Raw genomic sequence first — 24396 nt, forward strand, 5'->3', positions numbered from 1 at the left:
CGCCCCGCCGCGGCGTCTACCCGCGGCCCGCCGCGGCCAGCGCCAGGGCGATCGCATCGTCCCGCGTCGCGATGGTCCCCTCAAGCTGCGCCTCCCGCACCACCCGCAGCAGCCGACCCACGGTCGGCCCCGCCGCGATCCCCGCCTCGATCAGGTCCGTGCCATCCAGCAGCGGCGCCGGGTTCAGCTCCTCCGGCGGTAGCGCCAGCTTCTCTCGGCAGACGAGCGTTCCGGCCGTCGGCCCCCCGGCGCGGGCCTCGATCAGGTCGATCAGCGTGCCTGCCTCGGGCGCGATCAACAGCGGCTGCAGTTGCGGCCAGGAGAGGTCCTCGGCCGCGGCCAACGCATCGGCGTTGGCGTTCATCCACCCCACCGCCGCGGCGAGGGCGTTGGAGAGCCGCAACCGCTGGGTCATCTCCGCAACAACGCGCGGCAGAGCGCCCCAGGTGAGCACCGCCAGCGCGGCCGCGGTCGAAGGCCAGTCGAGCCGATCAAGCGTCCACATCGCTACCTCACGCTCGGCCTCCGGGCGCCCGGCGAATTCCGGCAGCACGTGCTCCAGCAGCCCGCACTGGGCGAGCAGCTCCAGGGCCCGCCGGCGGCCCGGGCAGGCGAGCATCCGCACCAGCTCTGCCGCCACGCGTTCGGCGCTCACCGCGGAGAGCTCCTCGGCGTGCCGGCTGATCGCGGCGAAGGTGTCTGCCTCGATCTCGAAGTCCAGCGTCGCCGCGAACCGCACGGCCCGCAGCATCCGCAGCTTGTCTTCGTCGAAGCGGGCCTCCGGGTCGCCGATCGCGCGCACCACGCGTGCCGCCAGGTCCTCGGCGCCCCCGACGTAGTCGATCACGTGGTCGTCGGCCGGGTCGTAGAACATGCCGTTGATGGTGAAGTCGCGGCGGCGGGCGTCCTGCTCGGCGTCGGTGAACTCGACACGATCGGGCCGGCGGCCGTCCGAGTACCCCACGTCCTTGCGGAAGGTGGCCACCTCGATCTGCCCCGCGCCCCGCCGCCCCTTGACCGTGATCACGCCAAACGCGGCGCCGATGGCGATGGTGCGTTGCTTGCCGAAGACCTGCCGCACCTGATCGGGCGTGGCGCTGGTGGCGACGTCGTAGTCTTTGGGCGTTTTGCCCAAGAGCGCGTCGCGGACGCACCCGCCGGCCCACAACGCCTGGTAGCCGGCCGCGCGGAGGCGGGCGGCGACGTCGGCGGCGAAATCGCGTTGGCGGTCGGGGTTGATCATGGGGCGTGGGTGCGGAGCTCGGCGATTAGTTCACTCACGCGGCCCAGGGTGGCCGCGCGGGCCTCGGCGTCCCAGGCCAGGTCGACCTCAACGCCGGGACGCAGGAAGTGGAGCGTAAGCGCGACCGACTCTGGGTTCCAGGCCCGCTCAACCGCCAACGCGTAGACGCCCAACTGCAGGCGGTACGCCTCGGCCGCCCGCGGCGCCTGGGCGGCGGTGACGTCGTTCGTCTTGTAATCGACCACCCGCCACACGCCGGGCGTCTCCTCGCACAGGCAGTCGAGGTAGCCCTGCAGGTAGACCCCGGCGGGCGCCGCAGGTTCGCCCCACGGCAGCAAGAACTCCATCTCGCGCAGCACGCGCCGGGCCCTGCGCATCTGCTCGGCACGCGGTGACGCCCGGAACCGGCCGGCCATGGCGGCCGCCGCCTCGGCCGCGGCCGCCGGCGTGAACGGGGTGTGCTGGGGCGCCAGGTCGCGGGCCCATTCGTCCAGCGGCGCGTCGCCCGAGAGCGGCATCCGCTCCATCAGCTCGTGCACCAGGGTCCCGAGCCCCGCGGGGTCGATCGCTTCGCGCGCCGGCCTCTCGTCGCCCGCCGCTGGGGTGTCGTCGCTACGCGGCCGGTAGGCGTGCAGCCGGCCGGTGAGCCGCGAGATGCTGAACCGCCGCTGGGCGGCCGGGTCCGCCGCGATCGGCGCCACGCCGGACAGCGACGCCACGGCGCCGGCCGGCGACCCGGCCCGCGCTTCGGCAACCAGCGCCCGTCGGTCGACGCGCTTGGGCGCCCGGGCCGCGCCGCGTAGCGGCGCCCCGTCGTCCCACCGCACCTCGACCAGCGGCTGCAGCGATTCCTCGCCCAGGCGTTCCCCGGTCTCTAGGTCGAACTGCGTCGCCAGCAGCTCGAGCGACTCCCCGCCCGGCTTGGCGAGGTCTTCGACGCTGGCCGACAAGATCAACCGATCCGCGGCCCGCGTGCAGGCGACGTAGAACAGCCGCTGGGCCTCGGCGCGGTCCGCCGCGTCTTCCACCGTCTTGAGCAGGTCGATCCCCGCCCGGGTACGCTCGCCGTCTTCACCGGCCGGCGACCGCACCAACGGGCCCAGCAGCGGGTCGAACACCGCGGCGGGAGAGTGGTTGCGGCTCTTCCGCGAGAGGTCGGCGACGACCACGATGGGGAACTCGAGCCCCTTGGATTGGTGGACCGTCATCAGGCGCACGACGTTGGCGTCGCTGGCCGTGGCCGCGGCGGGGGCTTCTTTGGGGAGATTGGCCACAAACTCGTCGAGCTGCCGGACAAACAGCCCCACGCCGCCGCTGGGCGCCGCAGACGCCGCGGAGTCGGCGTCGCGGGCCTGGTCGATCAGCTTGCGAAGGTTCGCCTGCTTGCGTCCCCCCATGTAGTCGAGCGCCAGCGCCGCGTCGTAGCCGGTGCGGTCGAGGGCGGCCAGCAGCAGGTCGGCCGCCCCCAGCCGGCCGGTGTGTTCGCGCAGCCACCCAAGCGTCGCCGCCGCCCGCGCCAGCTTGGCGCGTTCGGTCCCCTGCACTTCGGCCGGGGGCCCCTCGGCCAGGCCGCGGCTCAGCGACCCGTGCCGCACCGCCAGCCACAGCAGCGTCTCGTCCGCCAGCGAAAAGAACGGGCTGCGGAGCACGCCGGCCAGGCTTACCTCGTCGCAGCCGCTGGTGACGCTCCGCAGCAGGTTGAGCACATCGAACACCTCCTGCTGGTTGTAGAACGCGTGGCCGCCGACCAGGTAGTACTCCAGACCCGCCTCGCGCAGCGCCTCCTCGTAGATCGCTACGTCCGACAGCGCCCGAAACAACAAACAGAAATCGCTCGGCCGGGCGGCGCGGGGCCCGGCCGCGTCGGCGACCACCGGCTCGGCGGAGGCGATCGTCTCGCCGATCCGCCGCGCGATGGCCCGCGCCTCCGCCGTGCGCCGCTCTTCCGCCTTGGGCTTCTTCTCTTGCTCGGGGAGCATCGTCCACAAGAACTCCACGGCCGGCGCCGGCGTCTGCTGGTCGCGCGTCGCCTCGAGCGGCTCGTACGCCGCGCCGAACACCGGCGCGAACATCGCGTTCACAAACGCCAGCACCCCAGGCGTGCTGCGGAAGTTGTTCGACAGCACCAGCCGGCCGCGCTCCGGGGTTTCTTCCCGCAGCTCGCGGAACACCTCCGGCTCGGCGCCGCGGAAGCGGTAGATCGACTGCTTGAAGTCGCCCACGAAGAACAGCCCCCCCGCGGCCCAGTCCTCCCCGGCCAGCGCGCGGACGATCTCAAGCTGCAAGCGGTCGGTGTCCTGAAACTCGTCGATCAACAACATCGCCACGCCGTCGCGCGCCGCGTGCCGCACCTCGGCGTAACGCGGTTCGGTCAGCAGCCGATGGGCCAGGGCAAGCTGGTCGTCGAAGTCGAGCGCCTCGGCGTCGCGTTTGGCCCCCTCGTAATGCTGGGCCACCAGCGCCGCGATCCGCAAGAGCGCCTTGCCGCGCTCGGCCGCTTCCAGCCAGTCGGTCTCGTCGACCGTGGGCAGGCGTTTGGCGATCGCTTTGCCTAGCGCGCCGCACGCCGCCGTGTATTGCTTCGAGACATCGCCGGAGGGCCAGTCCTTCGCCGTGCACGCCTTGGTCTTGTCTGGCTTGGTCACCACGGCTAGCTCCGCCAACCGCCGCACCTGGTCCGCGGTCGCCTCGCCCCGCAGCAGCTCGCTCGTTAGGTCGAACAAGTCGGTGCAGCGATCGATAAACCGCTCGGTGGGCGTCGCCACCCGCAAGAGCGCAACAAGTTCTCGCAGCTCCGGCCCCTCGACAATCGCCCGCACGGCCTCCGGCTCGACCACGCCGGTGTAGAACCGGCGCCAAGCCTTCACGGCGTCCTCGGGCGACGCCTTCTGCCAGCGGGCAAACTCGGGCGTCGCGGCGTGCTCGGCCATCGCCAGCGCGCCGCTGCGCAGCGGGCCCAGGTTCAGCTCCACCGCCAACCGCATGGTCTCTTCGTCTCGGCTCTCCAGCAGGCCGCGCAGCGCGCGGTCGGCGGCGGCGCTGCGCATCGCGGCGGCCGCGGGGGCGTCCAGCACGCGCACCCCGGGCGAGATGCCCAGCTCGATGGCGTGGGCAGAGACCAGCTCGTTGCAGAACGCGTGGATCGTGCTGATGCGGGCCCCCTCTAACCCGCGCAGCACCTCCAGCCAGTGCGCCCGCTCGGCGCCCGCGGACGCCTGGTAGTTCTCTCGGCAGACCTTGCGGATGCGGTCGCGCATCTCACGCGCGGCCGCCTCGGTAAACGTGAGCGCCACCACCCGCGACGGGCTCTGCGCCGCCTCCGGCGCCAGGTGCGACAGGTAACGCCGCGTCAGCACAAACGTCTTGCCGCACCCGGCGCCGGCGTCGAGCGCCACGGCCGAGTCGCGTGTGGCGATCGCCCGCGCCTGCTGGGGGGTCAGCGCCGGCGCACCTTGGTTCGCTTGGTTCAATCCACTCTCCATGTCTATCCCCCAGCGGGGCCGGGGGCCGACGGCGTCTTGCCCAGGGCCCGCGTCTGAGCCACACGGCAAACCGTCTTGAAGTCGCAGGTGCTGGTGCAGTTCTCGTCTGGGTTGAACATCGGAAACTCGCCGCGACGCAGCGCCGCGACGCTGGCCGCCACCGCGGCCCGCACCGCGGCCTCGATGGCCGGCCACTCGGCGTCGGCCTCCAGCGCGCCGTCCACCACACGGAAGGGGGTCAGCGAGATCGGCGGCTCGGCGCTGCGCGACGAGCTGGCGTGCTTGAAGCCCCCCTTCTGCACCAGCCAGTAGCCCGCCAACAGCGGCGCCGCCGCGTCGGCCGCCAGCAGGTGGTCCTGCGCCGCCAGCGTGTACAGCACCAACTGCGCCTGCCGGCCCGCCTCCACCTCGCCGCGCAGCAGCCGCATCGACTTGCTCGACTTGTAGTCGATCACCGCAAACACGGTCTGCTCCCCCAGCTTCCCCAGGTCGATGCGGTCGATCCGCCCGGCCAGCAGCAGGTCCTCGTCCCCCGCACGCAGCACGAACGGGTCGTCGCGCGTCAGCGGGTCCTCCCCCGCGGGCGGCGCGCCACGCGCGGGGCCAAAACGCAGCTCGAAGTGCGCCGGCCGCAGCGGCTGGGTCAGGTCCTTGGAAAGCTTGTGGTAGGCCTTGATCTGGTCCGCGTACCCCGCCGACCACGCCGCGGCCTGGCGGGCCTCGATCTCCGCCAGCGCCGCGTCTGCGCTCGAAACGGCCAGCTTCGCCAGCTCTGCGTGCACGGCCTCTTGGAACGCGGCGGCCACCCCCGTGTCGCTCAGGCTCGGGTCGGCGTGCACACGCACCAACGCGTCGTGCAGCAGCTTGCCACGGCGGGCGTGATCGATCTCTAGCAGAGGCGCCTCCAGCGGCTCGGCGCCCACCACGCTCTGCATGAAGAACTTGAACGGGCAGGCCGCGTACGTTTCGAGCGCGCTGGCGCTCCAGCACTTGGTCGGGCCGAACCGCGCGGCCAACAACGCGTGGGTCGCCGGGCTCGCCGCGATCCCCTCGAACGGGCCGAACGCGTCCCCCGTGGCGCGGTCGTGCCCCACTTCCAGGGCGTCGCACAACGCCGCGGCCGTCTCCGCCAGGCCGCCGACGCCCAGCATCGCCGCCAGCGGCGCCGCGTCTCCTTGGGCCGCAGCTCGCACGGCGTAGTCCCGGGCCGCGGTGCGCGAGCTCGGCGCGGCGTCGGCATCCACCGACATACGCAACTGGGCCGGCGCGAGCAGTTGCTCCAGCTCCGCCAACAACGGCGACGGCGCCAACGCGTCTCCCCGTGCGTTGCGCGACTCGTACACGAACCAGGCCTCCTGGGTCGCTGCGCTGGCCAGCGCCAGCATCTGCCGCCGCGCCGCCTCGGGCCCGCCGGCGTGTGAGAACGCCGACTCGCCTACCCCGGCCGCCACCAGCAGCCGCGGCGCCATCCGCGCCGCGGTCTCGTAGCTCACCAGCCGGACGCGTCCCGCCTCGTCGCGCGGCGCCGCGATCGCCATCCGCCCCGACCAATCGGCAAGCCGATCGAGCAGCTCTGCCAGCGTCCACTCGGGGGCGGGCCGGCCGAGCCACGCGGCCAGGTTCTCTGCGTCGGCCAGCAGTTCGCCCAGCGCCGGCACGGCCAGCCGATCGAGCGGGTCGCTCTCTAGCGACACGCCGAGCCCCGCCAACAACGCCTCGATCCGCGCCAGCCACACCAGGGGCGACGCAGCGGCCAAGCACGGGGTCAGCCGCTGGCTGAGACCCTCGAGCAGCGCAGCCGCGGCCGGCGCCGCGTGCGGCAACCGCTTGTCGGCGTCGGGGTCCAGCGGCGCATCGCCCGAGGAGGCCTCGATGATCGACGCCAGCCGCCGCAACAGCCGCTCGCGGCCCGTGGGGGTCTGCACCCGCAGCACCACCCACTCGCACGCCGCGCGGCCCCCCGCGAAGCCCGACTGGCCCGCCTCCTGCAGCAGCGCCTCGGGCACGCCCCGGTCGAAGGCCCCCAGCAGCGGGTCGCGAAGCACGTCGACCAGCCCGGCCAGCGGCCAGTCGTCGCGGGCCAGCGTCAACAGCCGCTGCAGCGACCCGATCACGGCCGCTTCTCCCAGCCGCGGTCGGCGGTCAACCGCCCACGGCACGCCGGCGTCGTCCAGCGCGGCGGCGGCGCGGCGGTGCGCCTCGCGTAGGTTGGGCGCGGCCACCACCACCTCATCGGCCGCCACCCGGCCCGACGTCAGCCGCTGCTTCACCCCGGCGGCGATGTCGCTCCACTGCCGCTCTGCGCTCGGCGACGCGATCACCCGGTAGCGGTCCGACGCCTCGGCCGGCGGCGCTGGGGGGGCGGCCTCCCCGGCGAACAGCCATCGCTGCACGTAGCCGCTGACAGGTCGGCCGGGAAGCGGCGCGACATCGATCCATTGCGCGCCGCGTCTGCCCCCCTCGAACAGCTTCTCCCACGCCTGGCGCGACTGAGAATCTGCTGACTGCGCGTCGTCCCCCACACTCAGCAGCACCTGCGGCGCGCGGTCGACCGCCGCGCCCAGCCACCGCATCTCCAGCGGGCTGAAGGGGGCGTCGCTATCGATGGCCAGCACCGCGGGCAGCGCCAACGCCCCGCCCGTCGGGGGGGACGCAAGCACCTGAGCCGCCAGACGCAAGCGCCCTGCGTCGTCTACCAGCCCCCCCCGCTTGAGCAGCCGGCCGTACTCCTTCGCTACCCGACGCAGGTCGGCCCAGCGCCGCTGCTCCAGCGGGGGCAAATCGCCCAGCGGCCGGCCGTGGGCCAGGTGGCCGAGCTGCGCCGCCACGTAGTCCACCATGCCGGGGCCGGCGGGCGCGGCGGCCAACACCTCCAACCGGCCGCGGACCGCCGCCAGCGCTTCGGCCGCCAGGCCCCGCTGCTGAGAAGCGGAGAGCAGCCTCGCGGGCGCCCCCGACCAGCGACACACGGCCACGGCCAACTGCGCCAGCGTGGCCACACGCCACCCGAGGCGTGGACCCATCTGGGTAGCGATCCGCTGCTGGGCGTCGGCCACGGCGAACCGGTCGGGCGCCACCCACCACAGCACGCCCTCGGGGGGCGTCGAGCCGACCCGCTGCGTTAACGCCGCGAGCCGCGCAGCCCGATCCCCCCCCACAAAACAGACGACCGGAGAGACAGAGTCCGATTCCATCCGAACCAACCTGCTGGGAAGGCTAACCACGAAGCGCACAAAGAACGCAGGGAGAAGGATAGCCGGAAGCTGCGGGGGGCGCGTGAAAATAATGACCAATGACCAAGCCCAAGTGACCAATCAAGGCAGGTCCTTCGCTTGCGCGGATTGGTCATTTAGGCTTGGTCGTTGGTCGTTCGCTTGCTTGGCGTCTTTGGCGGTTCCCGCCCGATGTCCGTACTTCGTGTCTCTTCGTGGTAAAAACGTCCATTCGTCCTTCGGCGCCCCGCAAAACGGTTGACAAGCTGGCAGCGAAACGCGCACAATGCTGTGCAGTAGGGCCGATAGGCTTTTCTCGGCCCCTTTCGAGGCGTGCTTTCTGTTCTGGCGGCGCCCGCCCTTCCTACTTTGGGGTCGCCATCGCGGAGCGTTTTTATCCCTTTTTTCTTGTTGTAAGGAGTCCAGACCATGACCAAGCCAACCCGTTTGGCGCGAGGGTTTACCCTCGTCGAACTGCTGGTGGTGATCGCCATCATCGGCATCCTGGTGGCGCTGCTGCTGCCGGCCGTTCAGGCCGCCCGCGAAGCGGCCCGCCGCAACACCTGCCAGAGCCAAGTCAAGCAGCTCGCCCTGGCGATCGCCAACTACGAAGTCGCCCGTAAGACCTACCCGCTGGCCTCCACCGCCCCGTGGGCGAACAACGCCGGCGCCGCGATCTCGAAGGTCGGCACCGGCCAGAACGCCAACCCCGGTGTGTTCACCGCGGGTGACGACGGCTATAGCTGGCTGGTGGTGCTGCTTCCCTACATGGAAGAAGACCCGTTGTGGCAGAAGATCTCCAGCGCGTCGAACAAGCTGAACGTCGACGCCTTCAGCCCCAACATCACGGTCGACGGCAACCCGACCTCCGTCGGCTCCGCCACCAACTTCTATGTTTGGGAAACCGACATCCCGGTTCTCCGCTGCCCCAGCTACCCCGGCGATGAGACCACCTCTTTCACCAGGAACAACCTGAAGACCGCTGGTGGCGACGCCCCCGGCATCGCCGTGAGCAGCTACGTTGCGACGGCCGCTACTCACTACGGTGGCGGCACCACCCCGTCGACCCTCGTCTCTTCGTCTCCGAAGGGCGCCCCCTCGACCCACACGTGGGCGAGCGACGGCAAGGGCAAAGCCCACTTGGGCAACGGCGTGCTCGTCTTCCCCGGTGAAATCTCGACCGGCGTTGTCACCAAGAAGGGCCTCGGCCAGCAGAGCATGACCGACGGCACCTCGAAGACCGTGCTGCTCACCGAGTCGCTCGAAGAGAACGTCTCTTCGTGGTACAGCGGCGACACCTCCTACGTGGTGGGCACCTGGCCGAACCGTCCGAATGCGGCGGTCCCGACCAGGAGCACCAACACCACCAGCCCGAACGCCAACGCGTTCTCTTTCAACGGCGCCGACTTCACTGCCCTGAACCGTGGCAGCAACAAGACCGGCACCACCAACGGAGTGAACAACGAGACGCTCTACTACATGAAGACCAGCCAGGACCCGCACGGCACCGGTGTTGACCGCAAGTGGGGCCCCAGCTCGAAGCACCCCGGAGTCGTGCTGCACGGCTACGGCGACGGCCACGTCGAGGCGGTTGAGGACCAGATCAATGGAGACGCATACCTCCACCTGATCACCCGCAACGGCCGCGAAGTACCGATCGCGAACCTGTAACCGGCACTCTGGTAATACGACCGACCGCAAGCCGCCGTGGGACAGCCCCACGGCGGCTTGTTTTTTTTGGTCCTATAGGCCAAGCGGACTCAGAGGCCCCACGGATCGCAAATTGCAAGTTTCGCAAGCGATTCGCAAGCAGCGTCCGTTCAATTTGCAATTTGCAATTTGCAATTCTCAATTTGCAATCTTCCTCCCGATGAACCGCACCCTAAAAAACCAGTCCGCCGTCGTCACCGGCGCCTCCTCGGGCATTGGCAGGGCTGTGGCGCTCACGCTGGCCGGGGCCGGGGCCAACGTGCTGCTGCACGCCCGCGGCTCGGCAGACGCCCTTGGTGAGGCCGCAGCGCAGTGTCGCGGCTTGGGCGTGGCCGCCGAGACCGTGCTGGCCGACCTGGGCGACCCGGCCGGCTGCGACCGGCTAATCGAGGCGGCCCTGGCGTGGCGGCCGATCGACATCTGGGTGCACTGCGCCGGCGCCGACGTGCTGACCGGCGACGCGGCCCGGCTGTCGTTCGACCAAAAGCTCGAGCTGCTGTGGCGGGTGGACGTTCAGGGCGCCATCCGCTGCTGCCGGGCCGTGGGCCGGCAGATGCGCGAACGGGGGGGCGCCATCGTCACGGTGGGCTGGGACCAGGCCGCGCACGGCATGGAGGGGGAGAGCGGCGAGATGTTTGCGACCGTCAAGGCCGCAGTTGCGGCCTTCTCTCGGAGCCTGGCCAAGAGCCTGGCGCCGACGGTGCGGGTGAACTGTGTGGCCCCGGGCTGGATCGCCACCGCGTGGGGCCAGAACGCCCCCCCGGCGTGGGCCGCCCGCGCCCGCCGCGAGGCCCTGGTGGGCCGCTGGGGCCGGCCGGAGGACGTCGCCAACGCCGTGCTGTACCTCGTCTCTCCTGCCGCCGCGTTCGTGAACGCTCAGGTGCTAGAGGTAAACGGCGGATTCTCGGGCGCATCGTCGCTGGCCGATCGCGCGGATTGAGCCTCGCAAATAGCCACCCGCTGCACGACAATCGGGGCAAGCCCGATGGTAGGTCAGGCTGTGCCTGACGGCCCCTGGATCGTTGACGCATTGACAGGGGCAACGCCAGGCGCCGCCTGACCTACGAGCGGCGACTTTTGTCCCCCAGGTGTCCGCTGCTGTCCCTTATTGTCCCCCTGCCGCCGGCTCGGATTGACGTAACCCCTTACGCGGGGGCCGCCGCGAGCCAACCCGCGATTTCCCGTATCTTTCGTAACTTGTTTGCCCGCAATAGTTTCCGAACGGGGGGCGGGTTTTGTCCGATTTTGATCCCGTAGATCCACGCGACACAACGGACAAAAGTCCGCGGCATGCCCACAGAACACTTCCACTTCGTTACCGGGAGGCTCGCCGAGCCGGTGCTCCGCAGCACCGTCGCCCCGCTCGCCCAGCGGCTGGGCTTTGCCTACTCTATCGAGGCGCTCCCGATCACCGTCGCTGCATTGATGACCCCCGAATGGATCGCCGGCCGCACCCGGCCCCCCGCGGCCGCCACGCGGCTGATGACCCCCGGCTACTGCGGCGGCGACCTGGCGCCCATCGCCGAGGCCACCGGGCTGCCGGTCGAACGCGGCCCGAAGGACCTCCGCCGGCTGCCGGGGCACTTCGGGCAGGCGGCCGATCCCCCCAAGCTAGACGCGTACACCACCCAGATCGTCGCCGAGATCAACCACTGCCCGCGGTTGACCCTCCAAGAGATCGTCGCGGTCGCCCGGGGGCTGGCCGGCGACGGGGCGGACATAATCGACCTGGGGTGCGACCCGGGGCGACGCTGGGCCGGCGTCGCCGACGCGGTGAAAGCCCTCAGAGACCTGGGGCTGCGGGTGTCGATCGATAGCTTCGATCCGACCGAAGTCACAGAAGCAGCCGCCGCCGGAGCAGAGCTGGTGTTGAGCGTTAACAGCACGAACCGCGACGCCGCCGCGGACTGGGGAGTGGAGGTGGTCGTCGTCCCCGATGCGGCCGAAACGCTCGCGGGCTTCGATCAGACGATCGAAAGGCTTGCCTCGGCAGGCGTGCCGATGCGGATCGACCCTATCTTGGAACCGATCGGCATGGGCTTCGCGCGTAGCCTGAGACGCTACTTCACTACCCGCGACCGCTACCCGGAACTCGCGATGCTAATGGGGGTGGGCAACCTTACCGAGCTGACCGAGGTCGACACCACCGGGGTCAACCTGCTGCTGCTGGCCATCTGCGAAGAACTGCGTATCGGCAGCGTGCTCACCACGCAGGTGATCCCGTGGGCCGCGGGATGCGTGCGTGAGTGCGACCTGGCCCGTCGGCTTGCGCACTACGCGGTATCGCAGGGGGCGCTTCCCAAGCACGTGGGTTCGGGGCTTGTCACGCTGCGCGACGCCGACCCCACAGGCCCCACCGCCGCAGAGATCGCTGCGCTTGCCGAGGCGGTCCGCGACAACAACTACCGGCTGTTCGCCTGTGAGGGCGAGACCCACCTCGTGGGCGCCGGACTGCACCTGCACGACGCCGACCCCTTCGCGCTCTTCGAGCAGCTCTCCCAAAGCGGCCCGGACGGCGCCACGCCGCGGAACCTCTCCCCCAGCCACGCGTTCTACCTGGGCTACGAGCTGCACAAGGCGGCCACCGCGCTCACCCTGGGCAAGCACTACGAGCAGGACGAGGCGCTCGACTGGGGTTACCTGACCCGGCCCGAAGCATCGCATCGGCCCAGACGCACGGGTCGCGCCGCGGAGGGCTCGCCTTGAACCTGCCGCTGGTGGTCCCCATCGTCCCGGCGCCCGACCCGGCCGAGGCGCTCGCGCGCTTCGCGGCGCTGCCGCACGTCGCGCTGTTCGACAGCGCGCAGCGGCACCCGACGCTCGGCCGCTACTCGTACTTGATGGCCGACCCGTTTGAGACCTTGCGGGCGGCCCAGGGCGACCAAGGGACGTGGAAACGACTCGCCGACCGATTGGCCCGGTACCCTGCCCCGGCCAGCGGCCCCACGCCGTTCACCGGCGGGCTGGCCGGCGTGTTTGGCTACGGGCTTGGCGACGAGCTGGAACGGCTGCCACGACCCGCCTGGGACGAGTTCGGGCTGCCGACGCTGCTCGCGGGGGTCTACGATACCGCATTGTGCTTCGATCACGCGACCGGCGAGGCGTGGCTCGTCTCGCACGGTTTCCCAGAGCAGTCGGAACCCAAACGCACGCAGCGCGCCCAGCGGCGCGTAGAGCAGTTCCTCGCCCTGCTGGCGGCGTCCCCGCGTGTCTTTTGCGAGTCGACCACTCCCACGCTGCCGGCAGAGCGGCTGGCGCCGCGGTTCGAGAACGCGCGTGCGCCCGGCGTGTTCAGCGACTTCTCACGCGCAGGCTATCTGGCGGCGGTCCAGCGGGTGATCAACTACATCCACGCCGGCGACGTGTTCCAGGTAAACCTCTCGCAACGGCTGCTGGCCCCGGCCGTCGGCGTGGCCCAGGACCCGGTCGCGCTGTACCGGCGGCTACGCGCGTGCAGCCCCGCGCCGTTCGGCGGGTACTTTGACCTGGGCGACGCCCGGGTGCTGAGCGCCTCTCCCGAGCGGTTCCTCGCGGTGCACGACGGCGCCGTGGAGACCCGACCAATCAAGGGGACCCGCCCACGCGACGCCGACCCCAAGGCCGACGCACAGCAAGCCGAGGCGCTCGCCGCCGACGCCAAGGAGCTGGCCGAGAACGTGATGATTGTCGACCTGTTGCGCAACGACCTGTCGCGCGTGTCGACCCCTGAGTCGGTGCGGGTCACGCAGCTCTGCGCGGTCGAATCGTACGCCCAGGTTCACCACTTGGTGTCGGCTGTCGAGTCGCGTTTGGCGCCCGGCTGCGGCGCGCTCGACGCGCTGCGGTGCGCGTTCCCGGGTGGGTCGATCACCGGGGCGCCCAAGGTGCGGGCCATGGAGATCATTGCGGAGCTGGAACCGACCGCCCGTGGGTTCTACTGCGGCTCGCTGGCGTACGCCGGGTTCAACGGGTCGCTGGACAGCAGTATCCTGATCCGCACCATCACCCACGCCGCGGGGTGGTTGCAACTGCCGGTCGGCGGCGGCGTGGTCGCCCAGAGCGACCCCGAGCGCGAGTACGAAGAGACCTGGCAGAAGGGCGCCGGCATGCTGCGGGCCCTGTCTCCCGAACCCAGCGAAGCCCCCGAGCCCTCCGAAGCATGATCCTGCTGCTGGACAACTACGACAGCTTCGTGCACAACCTGGCGCGGTACTTCCGCGTCGCGGGCGCCCCCACGCGCGTGGTGCGCAGCGACGCCATCGACGCCGCGGGCGTGCAGGAACTTGCGCCCCGCGCGATCGTGATCTCGCCGGGGCCCTGCGGCCCCGATCAGGCGGGGTGTTCTCTGGACGTAGTGCGCAGGCTCACCGGCCGCGTGCCGATCCTGGGGGTGTGCCTCGGGGCGCAGGCGATCGGACAGGCGCTGGGCGCCCGCGTGCGGCGCGCCGCGCGGCCGGTCCACGGGCAGGCGTCGCTGGTCACGCACACGGGCGAGGGCCCGCTGGCGGGCCTGCCGAGCCCGCTGCGCGTGGGGCGGTACCACTCGCTGATCGTCGAGGAGGCGACCCTGCCGACAGAGCTGCGGGCGATCGCCTGGAGTGAGACGGGCGAGTTGATGGGGGTCGCCCACCGCACGGCGCCGACGTTTGGATTGCAGTTCCACCCGGAGTCGATCCTCACCGATCGAGGCGACGCGATGGTCGAGAACTTCTTGCGAATCGCCGCGGCCTTCCACAAGGAGGGTCGCCGGAGCCCGAGCGACGCCGCATGAGCCAACCGTTGGGATCAGAAATCGACAGGGAGCTGACGGTGCTAGAGGGGCTCGTCACCACGGTCAACCCGGACGGCTCGCCCCACGTCGCCGCGATGGGGCCGCTGGTGAGCGCCGGCTTCGACCGGTTCGTTCTACGCCCGTTCCGAACGTCGACCACCTGCCAGAACCTGCTCCGCACGGGGCGCTGCGTGGCGCACGTGAGCGACGACGTTGAGTTGATCGCTCGGGCGGCGCTCCACCAGCTCGAGGCCGCGCCGGCCATGCACGCTACGCCCAGCGGCGATGGATTCATCCTCGCGTCGGCCTGCCGGTGGTTTGCGCTGCGTGTCGCGAGCGGTCCGATCGCCGCGGACGACGAGCGACCGCGGATGGACTGCGTGGTGCTGGACTCGGGGCGGCTCAGAGACTTTTTCGGACTCAATCGCGCCAAGCACGCCGTGATCGAGGCCACCATCTTGGCGACCCGGCTCCAGTTCATTTCATGCGAAGAAGTTCTGGCCGAGATGGAACGGCTAGCGCCGCTGGTTGAGAAGACCGGCGGCGCCGCGGAACGCCGTGCGTGGGGGATGGTCGAGGCCTATGTCCGCGGCTGGAGCCCCGAATGACACGCCACGTTGAGGTCGCCGCGGCGAGCCGGCTGCACTTCGGGCTGTTCGGCGTGGGCGGCTGCCCCGACGCCAAGCCGGGGGGCGTCGGGGCAATGATCGACAACCCGCGACTCGTGGTGCGCGCGACCGACGCAGACCGGTTCACGATCGCCGGCGCCCATGCCGAGCGGACGCAGCGGGTGGCGCAACGCGTGGCGGAGGCGTGCCTGGGTGGTCGGCTTCCTGCCCTCCAGCTGGAAACCGTCCAGTCGCCCGAACTGCACACCGGCCTGGGGGTGGGCACCCAACACGCGTTGGCGGTCGCTGCCTGCATGCTTGAGGCGCTTGCGCTGCCGCGCCCCGCTGTGGGCAAGCTCGCCGAAATTGCCGGCCGCGGGATGCGATCGGCCATCGGGTCGCACGGTTTTGATCGAGGCGGGTTGATCGTGGATGAGGGTTGCGCTGGCCCGGGCCTGGCGCCGATGGCGGCGCGTGTCGCGTTGCCAAGCCAGTGGCGTTTTGTGCTGAGCTGCGAAGAGTCGCCACCCGGGCTGGCGGGCGCCGACGAGCGTCACGCGTTCACCCGCTTGAGTCGGACCCCAAGCGCGACCGTCGACCGGCTCCGGCGCCTCGCCTTGGGGCAACTGGCCCCGGCCGCAGAGGCGGTCGCCTTTCACCGCTTTGCCGAAGCGCTCCATGCGTATGGCGAGGAGGCGGGGCGCTGCTTTGCGGAGGTCCAGGGGGGCGCCTTCGCGAGCCCGGCGATCGAACGGCGGATCGATTGGCTGCGCGAGCGCGGCGTCGTGGGGTGCGGGCAATCTTCGTGGGGCCCGACCGTGTTCGCGCTTGCGCCCGACGCCGACAGCGCGTCGGGCCTCGCCGCGCAGCTCGTCAACAGCGGCGTTGCCCCGACGCGGGTGAAGATCGCCGCCCCCGCCAACGAGGGCGCCGCGGTCTCGACCGACCGGAGGCCAACGTGAGCCTACAAGAGACCGTACGCGGTAAGCGACTTCTTGAGCATGGCGAGCTGCTCGGGTTCGAGCGGGGTCATCGGCAGCAGCAGCTCGCCGGTGTCCCTGCCCAGGAGCTGCATCGCCGCTTTGACGGGGATGGGGTTCGTCGAGAGTCCAAGCATGTCGCGGCACAATGCGAACAACTTGAAGTGGCAGCTACGCGCCGCGGCCAGATCGCCCGCGTCCATCGCGGCGCAGAGCGCAATCACGTCGCGCGGAACAATGTTGCCGACCACCGACACCACGCCCCGGGCGCCCAGGGCCATCATCGGCAGCGTGAGGCTGTCGTCTCCGCAGAGAACGGTGAGGTCCGTGGCGGCGATGATCTGCGACGCCTGGTCGAGCGAGCCGGTCGCTTCCTTCACCAACGCGATGTTCGGGATTTCAGCGAGCCGGATGATCGTTTCCGGTTCGATGTTCTTGCCGGTCCGCCCGGGGATGTTGTAGATGCACTGCGGCAGCGACGACTCCTCGGCCAACCGCCGGTAGTGCTCGAAAAACCCTTGCTGGGTCGGCTTGTTGTAGTAGGGCGCCACCTGCAGGGCCGCGTCGGCGCCCGCCCGCTCGGCCGAGAGCGTCAGCCGCACGGCTTCGGCCGTGCTGTTGGACCCGGTTCCCGGCATGACCTTACAGCGGCCGGCGACGGTCTCTACGACGAACGCGATGACGCGCTCGTGCTCGTCGTGGCTGAGGGTGGGAGACTCGCCGGTGGTTCCCACCGGGCACAGGCACCGCGTGCCGGCTTCGACTTGGAACTCGATCTGCTGCTTGAATGTTTCGTAGTCGACCCGACCATCGCGCAGAGGGGTGATCAGGGCTACAGACAAACCAGCGAATGCTTCGCCACGTGTCGACATCGGGCCTTGCTCCACGATCCGGGGATTCTCACTTATCGGCCGAGCATCATACGGGACCCCGCCTCCCACGGGAACCGTCCGACACGCCCGCACCCCGGCGGGAGGGCTCCCCTGTTCTAGCACCGTGACGCGGCTAGCATTTCGTGGTTCACTACGTTTTCGAGCCGCCTCCCACACCCAAGAAGCCGTCCACTTTATGACCGAACTGCCGTTAGAAATCTCGTGCCGCGACGGCGCCGAGCAGCATCGCAGCGGGGATTGCCTGCTGGTCGATTGCCGAGAGCCGGACGAGCACGCGTTGGTGACGATCGATGGGGCCACGCTGCTGCCGATGAGCGAGATCGCAGAACGGGTGGAAGAATTGGCCCCCTGGAAAGCGCTACCCCTGCTCGTCTACTGCCACCACGGCATGCGGAGCGCGCAGACGGCGCAGTGGCTCCGCGACCGCGGGTTCTCGCTTGCCCAGAGCCTCGCGGGCGGGATCGATCGCTGGGCGGTGGAGATCGAACCCGGCATGGCCCGCTACTAGGACGCGGGCCGGCTGGGCGATTCGTGCCGCAAGAGCGGATCGTCGAGACCGTTTGCATCGGGGCCTTCGGTCGCGCGGGCCTCACGCAGACGCCGGAACAGGGCGATGTCCAGCATGGTTTTTCCGGCGATCAGCACCACCAGAAGCCAAGCCGGGCTCCCAAAGGCAAACGCAAGCATGGCGCCAACGATGATCGCGACATGCAGCACGATCACACGCGGGTACGGCTCAAACATCAGGGCCATGGGGTTGGTCCGACGGAAGCCGCCGTTCCAGAAATAGTCTTGCAAGAGCACCGCCACGTGGCTTGCCGCGAGCGCTAGCGCGGCCCATAGCAGGCCCTCCTCGGCTAGCAGACGCACTCGTCCGGCGTCGAAAGGACCGGCCGCCCCTGCGTCCATCCCGCCGAAGAGTGTGAACACGAAAGCGCCGTGAACAAACGTGAACAGACCGTAGTGCACGGCAAAGAACGGGATGATAAAGAGCTTGATCGCATGAGCCGCCCAGACGGGCGTCGCTGAGCCCGCCTGCCGGGTCAAGGAATCGATGGCGGCGAGTCGCCCCGGATGCGTCTCTTGAGCGGCTTGCTCGCTGGGCTCTTGAGGGCAGCACGCGATCATCTTCACGATGTTCAACACGCCGATCACGACGTTCTCGAACCAGTAGAGCGCCACAACGGCGAAGGCGTCCCAGTCGAGCAGCACGACCCCGGCAAGCGGCACCAGATTGGCGAGGATTAGTCCGATCATCCGGCAACAGCCCGAGTATAAGGAGGCGACGATCTACTCGAGCGATCCCGCGTCCGTCGGCTCGTGGGGACGAGGGCCGTCTTCCGCGATCGGCTCCTCGCTGTCCGAAGCGGTCTCATCGACCGCGGCGTCCCCCACGAGCGTTGCGTGCGGAACCGGGTCGCCTCGGAGCGAGCAGATGGCGTTTTGCGCCGCTCGTTGCTCTGATTCCTTCTTGCTCTTTCCCCATGCAGGCGGGAATCGGTGCTTGCCGACTTGAGCCGCGACGTGGAAGGACTTGGAGTGGTCGGGCCCTTTCTCTTCCAGGAGCACGTAGCTGGGCGTCACCCCGTGTTCTCGCTGGGCGAACTGCTGAAGCAGCGACTTGTAGTTGCTGCCGACCTCTCCCGCCACGGTCTTGCCGATCTCGTCCGACATCACCCGATCCAAGAACGTCCAGACGGCGTCCTTGCCGCCGTCTAGGTAGATCGCGGCGACCAGCGACTCGAACACGTCGGCAAGCACGGACATGGGGACCTGAGGCGAGGTCGTCATCCCCTTGCCGAGGATCAAGAACTCCTCAAAGCCCATCGCTCGGCTGATGCGGGCGCAGGTTTGCCGGCTCACGATTACCGACTTAAGTTTTGTAAGATCGCCCTCAAGCGCCTCGGGAAACTCATGAAAGACGCGCTCGCAGACGTACCAACCAAGAATCGCATCGCCCAGAAATTCAAGCCGCTCGTTCGAAACCAACCGATTGTCGGCGCCTGAGGCGTGCGTTAGCGCTTCTTCCAGCAGCCTCGGCTCCGTGAAGACGTACCCGATCCGCTGCTCGCAGGCTTGATGGTTCGAGTTGAGGTCTCGCTGAGACACGGTCAGATTATGGCCTTGTAAGGCTGCGGTCGTAATTTGATCGATCGATGGCTGACCCCGCTCAGTCTAACCAACGGGGGCGTTGAGCTGGCGCGCGACACTGAGCGAAAGCCGCTGGGGCAACCTGTCGATCCGAGGGAAAAAGCCGTAAGCTTTTGCCACCCAGCGACTTCCGACGGAGCCGCTAAGCTAATCGGACCCTTTGCCTGCGTCAATCCAAACCGCGTGCGCCCGCCGAGTTCTGCATGATCAACACGCTCTACCTCCCTGAACTGCGTGAGATGCTGGTCGACAACGACCAAGAAGGGCTCCGCGACTTCTGTGCGGTGCTGCACCCGGCACGAGTGGCGGAGTTCATGGAGGGGCTCTCCGCCGAGGAAACTTGGGGCGTCATCAACGCCGCCGACCCCGACAAACGAGCCGAAATCTTCGGATACTTGGCTGACGAAAAGCAAGTCCGGATCGTCGAAACAACCGGCCGTGCAGAGGCCACCCAGCTGGTCGTCGATCTTCCCGCGGACGACCGCGCCGACTTGCTGAGCGACGTCGACGAACAGGTGGTCGAAGAAATCCTGCCGCTGATGCCACAAGAGGATCGGCGCGAGCTGCTGCGGATCTGGGAGTACCCCGAGGGGAGCGCGGGAGCGCTGATGACGACGGAAGTGGCGAGGCTGTCCGAGTCGCTCACCGTGCGGGAGGCGATGGAGACGATCTGCCGCAAGGCGACCAGCCATGAAACGGTTTACTACAACTACATCGTCGATTCGGAAGATCATCTGCGGGGCCTCATCTCGGCCCGCCAGCTCATCACGCACTTCCTCGAACCCGACAAGCCGATCACAGACCTGATGCAGCGCGACGTGGTGTCTGTGCTAGCCACCGACGACCAAGAACTCGTGGCTGAAAAGGTCGCCAAGTACGACTTCATCGCGATCCCGGTCGTCGATCACCAGCACCGGCTGCTCGGGATTATCACGCACGACGACATTATCGACGTGATGCGGGAAGAGGCGACCGAAGACGCCCACCTCAGCGTCGGCGTCGGGCCCCTCGATCAGGGCTACCTGGAGACCCACTGGTACGCGCTGGCGTGGAAGCGCGGCGTCTGGCTCACGGTGCTGTTCTTCGGCGCGTTGCTGACGATCTTCGCGCTCCACTCATACGAAACGTCGCTCAACGCGGCGCCCTGGCTGGTGCTGTTCTTGCCGCTTGTGATCTCCAGCGGCGGCAACACCGGGAATCAGTCCGCCACCCTGGTCATCACGGCGATGACCAACGGCGAGCTGAAGGTGACCGACTGGCTGCGTGTGATGCGACGCGAGTTGGTGATGGGGCTCTGCCTCGGGGGGCTGCTGGCGATGTTCGGCTACCTGTGCGCCTTGATCGTTTCGCACTTTTCGGGGCTGGTCGATCCGATCGACGGCGGCATCGTCCTGCCTACGGCGCTCGAGGCGACCGTTGTTCCGATAACGCTGCTTTGCGTCGCGCTGTGCGGCGCCTTGTGCGGCGGGCTGCTACCCTTGTTGTTCAAGGGCATGGGTCTCGACCCAGCGCTCATGAGCAACCCGTTCGTCGCCGGGATCGTCGACATTGCCGGAATCGTGATCTACATGACCGTCGCGCTGTCGATGCTGCAGGTCGCCGGATGAACGCCGACCACGCGGCGCGGCGCCCAGCCCTACACGTCCAACACGGGGTGGCCCACGTAGAGCTGAAGGATCTGGCTCTGCACCTTGATGGCGCGGATCAACACCCAAACCTGCTCATGCGTGAATTGCTGGGGGTCGCCGGAGGCCAATTCCTCAAGCTCCGTGGTCATCGCCGCGTGCTGATCGGTGGCCAGTTGCAACCGCAAGCCCGTCTCCTGCCAAGCCTTGCGGAGGCCTTGTCGATCGGCCAGCGGCTCCAAATCTTCGTGACGGTTAGCTAGCAACAGGCAGAGGCGCGCCACGTCTTCCGGGGTCGCGTCGGGCTGCAGGCGCTCGATTCGCTGCGCGAGGTCGTGACAAGTCATCATAGAAGAGGCTCCCAAGACGGCCGCTGCGGGTGGTTGCACGGCGAGTTTCTGCGTCAAGTGTAGCACCGAACTAACGAGCGCAACTGCTGGCCTGGATCGCCGCGGCAACGCATAATCGTTCTAGGCAGGACAGGCGTCGCAACCGCTTGGTCCGGCTCACGACTCCCTTGCTAGGCGGACGCGATCAATGGGTTTCTGCGAGAACTGCCGTTCTGAGCTTGCGGGGTTGCGCGACGAGAGCGGCGCCCCACCCCGGGACGCCTTGGACGTGGCGCGGGTGTCTAGCCTGGCCGAAGCGGGGTACCTCGCCGGGCTGTTAAGGGTCGAAGGTCTCCCCGTGTGGGTGCGGCAGCAGGATGATTTCAGCGCAGTAACCGGCGCGTGGTCGTCTGTATTTGTCCTACAAACGCTCCGAGGAGACGCCGATCGTGTGTCGGCCGTGTTGCGGAGAGAGTCCAACGAGATCGACCAGGAAGACTTGGGGGACGACGAGGCGTCGGAACGCGAACCGCTCGAGCGGGTGATCTGGCGGCCCGTTGCGCTCATGGCGATCGCCGGGATGGCCAGTTTCTGGCTGGGCCAGCGGGTGGCGAATCAAGCCGAACCAAGCGGCCCGGAGCGGCTTGCCGCGGCCATGCAGCAAGCGGGAAGGCCGTTCGTGGCCCGGGGCGAGGGCTTGACGAGTCGCTGGTTAACATTCGAACCTCTGAGCCAGTCCTGGTGTCTGGAAACCGACGCCAACGGCGATGGGCGGGTCGACGGTCGCCAGTGGTTCTCCTTGGAGGAGTAACCGCAGCACGGCGAGTCTTTGCGGTACGGAGGGGGGGCAAAGTGGTACACCTGGGCGTCAACATCGATCACGTGGCTACGCTGCGCGAAGCGCGGCGGGGCCGGGAACCCGACCCGGTGCACGCAGCGATGCTCGCGGAGCTGGGGGGCGCCGATAGCATCACTGTCCACCTACGGGAGGATCGCCGGCACATTCAGGATCGGGACCTGGACGTGCTGCTGCACACGGTCGCCACGACCATTAATCTCGAACTCGCGACCGCAGACGATGTGGTTGCGATCGCCTGTCGCGCCAAGCCCGCTCAGGCGACCCTCGTCCCCGAGCGTCGCGAGGAGGTAACCACCGAAGGGGGACTCGACCTCACCCAGAACCGCGTCGCCACTCAGGGGGCGATCGAGCGTCTGCGTGACGCGGGGGTGACCGTCAGTCTGTTTATTGATCCCGATCCGGCGCAGATCGACGCCGCCGCGGAGCTCGGCGTGACTGCGGTGGAACTGCACACCGGGGCCTACGCGCACGCGTTTTCCGCCGGCGACGCGGGGAACGCACTTCTCACGCTCCAAGCAGCGGCCGATCGCGTCCATGCATCCGGCATGCGGCTGCACGCTGGCCACGGGCTCAATTATCAGAACGTGGGCCCGGTCGCCGCGCTCGCGAACATGTTCGAGCTAAACATCGGGCACAGCATCGTGTGCCGGGCGCTGTGGACCGGGTTCGAGCCGGCGGTGCGCGAAATGAAGCGGCTCATCGACGCGGCGTCGTCGGTGCGATGAACGACGCTCAAGAAGACGGAGCGTTTTCCAGCAACCAATCCTCTAGCACGATCTGCTGAACCAACGGCGCTCGAAGCAGCATCGATCGCATCGGAAGCAACGAAGCCAGCCAATCACGCTCTGCTAGCCCCTGCACCGCGCGGATGCCCAAAGACGACAGGGTTCCCGCGCGCGTCTGCTGGCGAACGTTCTCTGCGAGACGCTGGAAGGTGGCCGGCACCAGATTCGGCTCGGGGCCCACGTGGATGATCGTCCGGACGCCAGACGCGAGCACGTGGCAGACCGCGTCCCAGAGCCGTTGGGGGTGATCGACCCAGTCCCGCAGGATCTCGCGTTCCCCGCCGACGCCGTAGCTGAGCTTGCCGGTGACCAGCGACAGCACGGGCGGCGTTGGGTGCGAATGGACGGTCTTGAGCGTCTGCATCATCACCGAAGCGCGGTCGGGGACCTGATTCTGTCGCACGATCGGGGTATGCAGCGGCGGCCAACGCGAGTCGTTGGCGCGTACGTTCGAACGCGGGAACGCCTCGCGCGCTAGCGCCGTGAACCGCTTCAGCGTTTCTCGCTGCCCCAGCACGAGATAGCTGTTCGGTGAGAGGATGGTCGACACGCCGATGGCGCCCGCCCCTTGTTGCGTTACCTCTTCGCACAAACGAGAAACAGCGGCTTCTTCGATCGCCGCCTCGCGCGAAAAGAAAACCCCCATGGTCACGTCGCCCGCTAGGGCGGCGCACTGCGTGGCCATCGCCAGCGGAACGCGGATGACCCCCTCTGCGTCAAACATACCCGTGGCCCCTACCGCGACGACTTCGCCTAGGCTGTACCCGAAGGCGAGCTTGGCGTCACGCCACGGCACGTCGTGCACCGACTCGAGCAGCTCCAACTGGGCCATCTCGACGGCCGCGACCAGGGCCACCGACTCCGCGTAGCGGTCGAGCCCCTCCGCCTGCTCGCCTGACACCAGCAGAGAGAGATCGACCGGCCTTTCTACGACTTCCGCACAGATGCGGCTGTACTCCTTGAGCCAACGATCAACGACGGCGCAGTAAGCCGGCACACGGCGGAGTTCCGCGGTGCGACCGATGTTGGCGATGTTGTAGCCCCGCAGTGCGATTGCGGAGGTCGGAACTCTAAGAGCAAGCTGCTGGCTCATGCGGGGCGCCCGTGGGGAGGGGTTACGTGCATCTTACGCTAACCGTTCGCCCCGGGTGAACCGCAACGCCCTCCCAACGAGCGCGACCGCTACAATCGGGGCGATCCTCCTGCCACAGTCAGGGCCAATGCGGGCTGAGCAACTCCCTCCAGGCTCGTGCGACCTAGGATTCCTTGGGCTCCGTCTATCCACTTGCAACTCGTCAGGAAACTATGGTCATGAAGGTCGCCGGTCAGATCATGAACGTTCAGCTCGACACGATCGATGCGAGCGCCCCGGTACGGGACGCCATCGACCTCCTTCTGAACCACAACTACAGCGGGCTGCCGGTGGTCGACGGCGCAGGAAAACTTCTCGGCGTCATCACGGAGTACGCGCTCCTGGCGATCGCCTACGATGAGAATGTCGAGAATCAAACGGTCGGCGAACACATGACCAAAGACCTCGTGACCGCCGATGTCAACGAGTCGGTCCGGCGGATCGCGGACTTGTTTATCGTCCACCGCGTGCGGCGCATTCCGGTCACGAAGGACGGCAAGCTGGTCGGTCAGATCAGCCGCCGCGACGTGTTGCGGGCGCTGCGCGCGAACTCCCCGTCGCTTGCGGCCGTCTGATGCCTGCGTATGCGACAGCCCGTCGCTGCGGGTGTTGGCTCTCGCCGCTGCTAGTCCTGCTT

The 24396-nt window shown here is 68.7% G+C and carries 20 protein-coding genes; 12 read left to right on the forward strand and 8 right to left on the reverse strand.

Annotated features, from left to right (window positions below; all coding sequences use genetic code 11):
- Nucleotides 1-16: 16 nt before the first annotated feature.
- From Pla175_RS16180 to Pla175_RS16190, 3 genes are read right to left on the reverse strand one after another with little or no spacing between them, the layout of a single operon-like run.
- Nucleotides 17-1243: a CCA tRNA nucleotidyltransferase gene (locus Pla175_RS16180; RefSeq protein WP_145287260.1), complete on the reverse strand. Its 1227-nt coding sequence runs from the start codon at nt 1241-1243 to the stop codon at nt 17-19.
- Nucleotides 1240-4713, reverse strand: a complete 3474-nt coding sequence (locus tag Pla175_RS16185; protein ID WP_197526907.1) for a UvrD-helicase domain-containing protein — start codon at nt 4711-4713, stop codon at nt 1240-1242. The genes Pla175_RS16180 and Pla175_RS16185 overlap by 4 nt, the downstream gene beginning before the upstream one ends.
- A 14-nt stretch (nt 4714-4727) precedes the next feature.
- Nucleotides 4728-7919 (reverse strand): PD-(D/E)XK nuclease family protein, encoded by a 3192-nt coding sequence (locus Pla175_RS16190; protein ID WP_145287266.1) that lies wholly within the window; start codon nt 7917-7919, stop codon nt 4728-4730.
- A gap of 447 nt (nt 7920-8366) precedes the next feature.
- On the opposite strand from Pla175_RS16190, the gene Pla175_RS16195 reads away from it, so the two are divergent.
- The 7 genes from Pla175_RS16195 (at nt 8367) to Pla175_RS16225 (ending at nt 15967) form a co-directional block, all read left to right on the forward strand.
- On the forward strand, nt 8367-9608 hold the full coding sequence (locus Pla175_RS16195) for a DUF1559 family PulG-like putative transporter (protein WP_145292131.1): 1242 nt from the start codon (nt 8367-8369) through the stop codon (nt 9606-9608).
- A 199-nt stretch (nt 9609-9807) separates the two neighbouring features.
- Nucleotides 9808-10587 carry an SDR family NAD(P)-dependent oxidoreductase gene (locus Pla175_RS16200; protein ID WP_145287268.1) on the forward strand — a complete coding sequence of 260 codons (780 nt, stop codon included), beginning with the start codon at nt 9808-9810 and terminating at the stop codon, nt 10585-10587.
- 350 nt (nt 10588-10937) lie between these two features.
- A complete protein-coding gene (locus tag Pla175_RS16205) occupies nt 10938-12353 on the forward strand; it encodes a DUF6513 domain-containing protein (RefSeq protein ID WP_145287271.1) in 1416 nt (471 codons plus the stop codon).
- Nucleotides 12350-13789: an aminodeoxychorismate synthase component I gene (gene pabB / locus Pla175_RS16210; RefSeq protein ID WP_145287274.1), complete on the forward strand. Its 1440-nt coding sequence runs from the start codon at nt 12350-12352 to the stop codon at nt 13787-13789. Before Pla175_RS16205 ends, pabB begins: the two co-directional genes overlap by 4 nt.
- Entirely contained in the window at nt 13786-14397 is a 612-nt protein-coding gene (locus Pla175_RS16215) for an anthranilate synthase component II (RefSeq protein ID WP_145287277.1), read from the forward strand. Before pabB ends, Pla175_RS16215 begins: the two co-directional genes overlap by 4 nt.
- Nucleotides 14394-15005, forward strand: a complete 612-nt coding sequence (locus Pla175_RS16220; RefSeq protein ID WP_145287280.1) for a DUF447 domain-containing protein — start codon at nt 14394-14396, stop codon at nt 15003-15005. Before Pla175_RS16215 ends, Pla175_RS16220 begins: the two co-directional genes overlap by 4 nt.
- Nucleotides 15002-15967 carry a beta-RFAP synthase gene (locus Pla175_RS16225; RefSeq protein ID WP_145287283.1) on the forward strand — a complete coding sequence of 322 codons (966 nt, stop codon included), beginning with the start codon at nt 15002-15004 and terminating at the stop codon, nt 15965-15967. The genes Pla175_RS16220 and Pla175_RS16225 overlap by 4 nt, the downstream gene beginning before the upstream one ends.
- A gap of 2 nt (nt 15968-15969) precedes the next feature.
- Here Pla175_RS16225 and dapA read toward each other — a convergent pair whose 3' ends face one another.
- The gene (gene dapA / locus Pla175_RS16230; protein ID WP_145287286.1) at nt 15970-16857 is read right to left on the reverse strand and encodes a 4-hydroxy-tetrahydrodipicolinate synthase; all 888 of its coding nucleotides are present in this window, start codon (nt 16855-16857) and stop codon (nt 15970-15972) included.
- A 196-nt stretch (nt 16858-17053) separates the two neighbouring features.
- Here dapA and Pla175_RS16235 point away from each other — a divergent pair, with 196 nt between their 5' ends.
- Nucleotides 17054-17386 (forward strand): rhodanese-like domain-containing protein, encoded by a 333-nt coding sequence (locus Pla175_RS16235; protein ID WP_145287289.1) that lies wholly within the window; start codon nt 17054-17056, stop codon nt 17384-17386.
- Here Pla175_RS16235 and Pla175_RS16240 read toward each other — a convergent pair.
- Nucleotides 17383-18135 (reverse strand): DUF6498-containing protein, encoded by a 753-nt coding sequence (locus Pla175_RS16240; protein WP_145287292.1) that lies wholly within the window; start codon nt 18133-18135, stop codon nt 17383-17385. The genes Pla175_RS16235 and Pla175_RS16240 overlap by 4 nt on opposite strands.
- A 33-nt stretch (nt 18136-18168) precedes the next feature.
- On the reverse strand, nt 18169-18987 hold the full coding sequence (rnc, locus tag Pla175_RS16245; RefSeq protein WP_231953932.1) for a ribonuclease III: 819 nt from the start codon (nt 18985-18987) through the stop codon (nt 18169-18171).
- Between the two features lie 245 nt (nt 18988-19232).
- Here rnc and mgtE point away from each other — a divergent pair, with 245 nt between their 5' ends.
- On the forward strand, nt 19233-20636 hold the full coding sequence (gene mgtE / locus Pla175_RS16250; RefSeq protein ID WP_145287298.1) for a magnesium transporter: 1404 nt from the start codon (nt 19233-19235) through the stop codon (nt 20634-20636).
- Nucleotides 20637-20665: 29 nt separating this feature from the next.
- On the opposite strand, the gene Pla175_RS16255 is transcribed toward mgtE, so the two are convergent.
- Nucleotides 20666-21004: a hypothetical protein gene (locus Pla175_RS16255; RefSeq protein ID WP_231953934.1), complete on the reverse strand. Its 339-nt coding sequence runs from the start codon at nt 21002-21004 to the stop codon at nt 20666-20668.
- Nucleotides 21005-21281: 277 nt separating this feature from the next.
- On the opposite strand from Pla175_RS16255, the gene Pla175_RS16260 reads away from it, so the two are divergent.
- Nucleotides 21282-21794, forward strand: coding sequence for a hypothetical protein (locus Pla175_RS16260; protein WP_231953936.1), 513 nt, complete (start codon nt 21282-21284; stop codon nt 21792-21794).
- A gap of 41 nt (nt 21795-21835) precedes the next feature.
- Nucleotides 21836-22567 (forward strand): pyridoxine 5'-phosphate synthase, encoded by a 732-nt coding sequence (locus Pla175_RS16265; protein ID WP_145287304.1) that lies wholly within the window; start codon nt 21836-21838, stop codon nt 22565-22567.
- Between the two features lie 7 nt (nt 22568-22574).
- On the opposite strand, the gene Pla175_RS16270 is transcribed toward Pla175_RS16265, so the two are convergent.
- Nucleotides 22575-23720 (reverse strand): ACP S-malonyltransferase, encoded by a 1146-nt coding sequence (locus Pla175_RS16270; protein ID WP_145287307.1) that lies wholly within the window; start codon nt 23718-23720, stop codon nt 22575-22577.
- A 218-nt stretch (nt 23721-23938) separates the two neighbouring features.
- On the opposite strand from Pla175_RS16270, the gene Pla175_RS16275 reads away from it, so the two are divergent.
- Nucleotides 23939-24334, forward strand: a complete 396-nt coding sequence (locus Pla175_RS16275) for a CBS domain-containing protein (protein ID WP_197526908.1) — start codon at nt 23939-23941, stop codon at nt 24332-24334.
- The last annotated feature ends 62 nt before the right edge of the window (nt 24335-24396 follow it).

The organism is Pirellulimonas nuda (genome assembly GCF_007750855.1).
GTDB lineage: Bacteria > Planctomycetota > Planctomycetia > Pirellulales > Lacipirellulaceae > Pirellulimonas > Pirellulimonas nuda.

What these genes read in the sequence shown, in the direction of transcription:
- Pla175_RS16275 (WP_197526908.1), top strand. Translation starts at nt 23,939, where the DNA reads ATGAAGGTCGCCGGTCAGATCATGAACGTTCAGCTCGACACGATCGAT.
- Pla175_RS16220 (WP_145287280.1), top strand. Translation starts at nt 14,394, where the DNA reads ATGAGCCAACCGTTGGGATCAGAAATCGACAGGGAGCTGACGGTGCTA.
- Pla175_RS16255 (WP_231953934.1), bottom strand. Translation starts at nt 21,004, where the DNA reads ATGATGACTTGTCACGACCTCGCGCAGCGAATCGAGCGCCTGCAGCCC.
- dapA (WP_145287286.1), bottom strand. Translation starts at nt 16,857, where the DNA reads ATGTCGACACGTGGCGAAGCATTCGCTGGTTTGTCTGTAGCCCTGATC.
- Pla175_RS16205 (WP_145287271.1), top strand. Translation starts at nt 10,938, where the DNA reads ATGCCCACAGAACACTTCCACTTCGTTACCGGGAGGCTCGCCGAGCCG.
- Pla175_RS16225 (WP_145287283.1), top strand. Translation starts at nt 15,002, where the DNA reads ATGACACGCCACGTTGAGGTCGCCGCGGCGAGCCGGCTGCACTTCGGG.
- Pla175_RS16180 (WP_145287260.1), bottom strand. Translation starts at nt 1,243, where the DNA reads ATGATCAACCCCGACCGCCAACGCGATTTCGCCGCCGACGTCGCCGCC.
- Pla175_RS16240 (WP_145287292.1), bottom strand. Translation starts at nt 18,135, where the DNA reads ATGATCGGACTAATCCTCGCCAATCTGGTGCCGCTTGCCGGGGTCGTG.
- Pla175_RS16195 (WP_145292131.1), top strand. Translation starts at nt 8,367, where the DNA reads ATGACCAAGCCAACCCGTTTGGCGCGAGGGTTTACCCTCGTCGAACTG.
- mgtE (WP_145287298.1), top strand. Translation starts at nt 19,233, where the DNA reads ATGATCAACACGCTCTACCTCCCTGAACTGCGTGAGATGCTGGTCGAC.
- Pla175_RS16190 (WP_145287266.1), bottom strand. Translation starts at nt 7,919, where the DNA reads ATGGAATCGGACTCTGTCTCTCCGGTCGTCTGTTTTGTGGGGGGGGAT.
- Pla175_RS16200 (WP_145287268.1), top strand. Translation starts at nt 9,808, where the DNA reads ATGAACCGCACCCTAAAAAACCAGTCCGCCGTCGTCACCGGCGCCTCC.
- Pla175_RS16270 (WP_145287307.1), bottom strand. Translation starts at nt 23,720, where the DNA reads ATGAGCCAGCAGCTTGCTCTTAGAGTTCCGACCTCCGCAATCGCACTG.
- Pla175_RS16235 (WP_145287289.1), top strand. Translation starts at nt 17,054, where the DNA reads ATGACCGAACTGCCGTTAGAAATCTCGTGCCGCGACGGCGCCGAGCAG.
- Pla175_RS16215 (WP_145287277.1), top strand. Translation starts at nt 13,786, where the DNA reads ATGATCCTGCTGCTGGACAACTACGACAGCTTCGTGCACAACCTGGCG.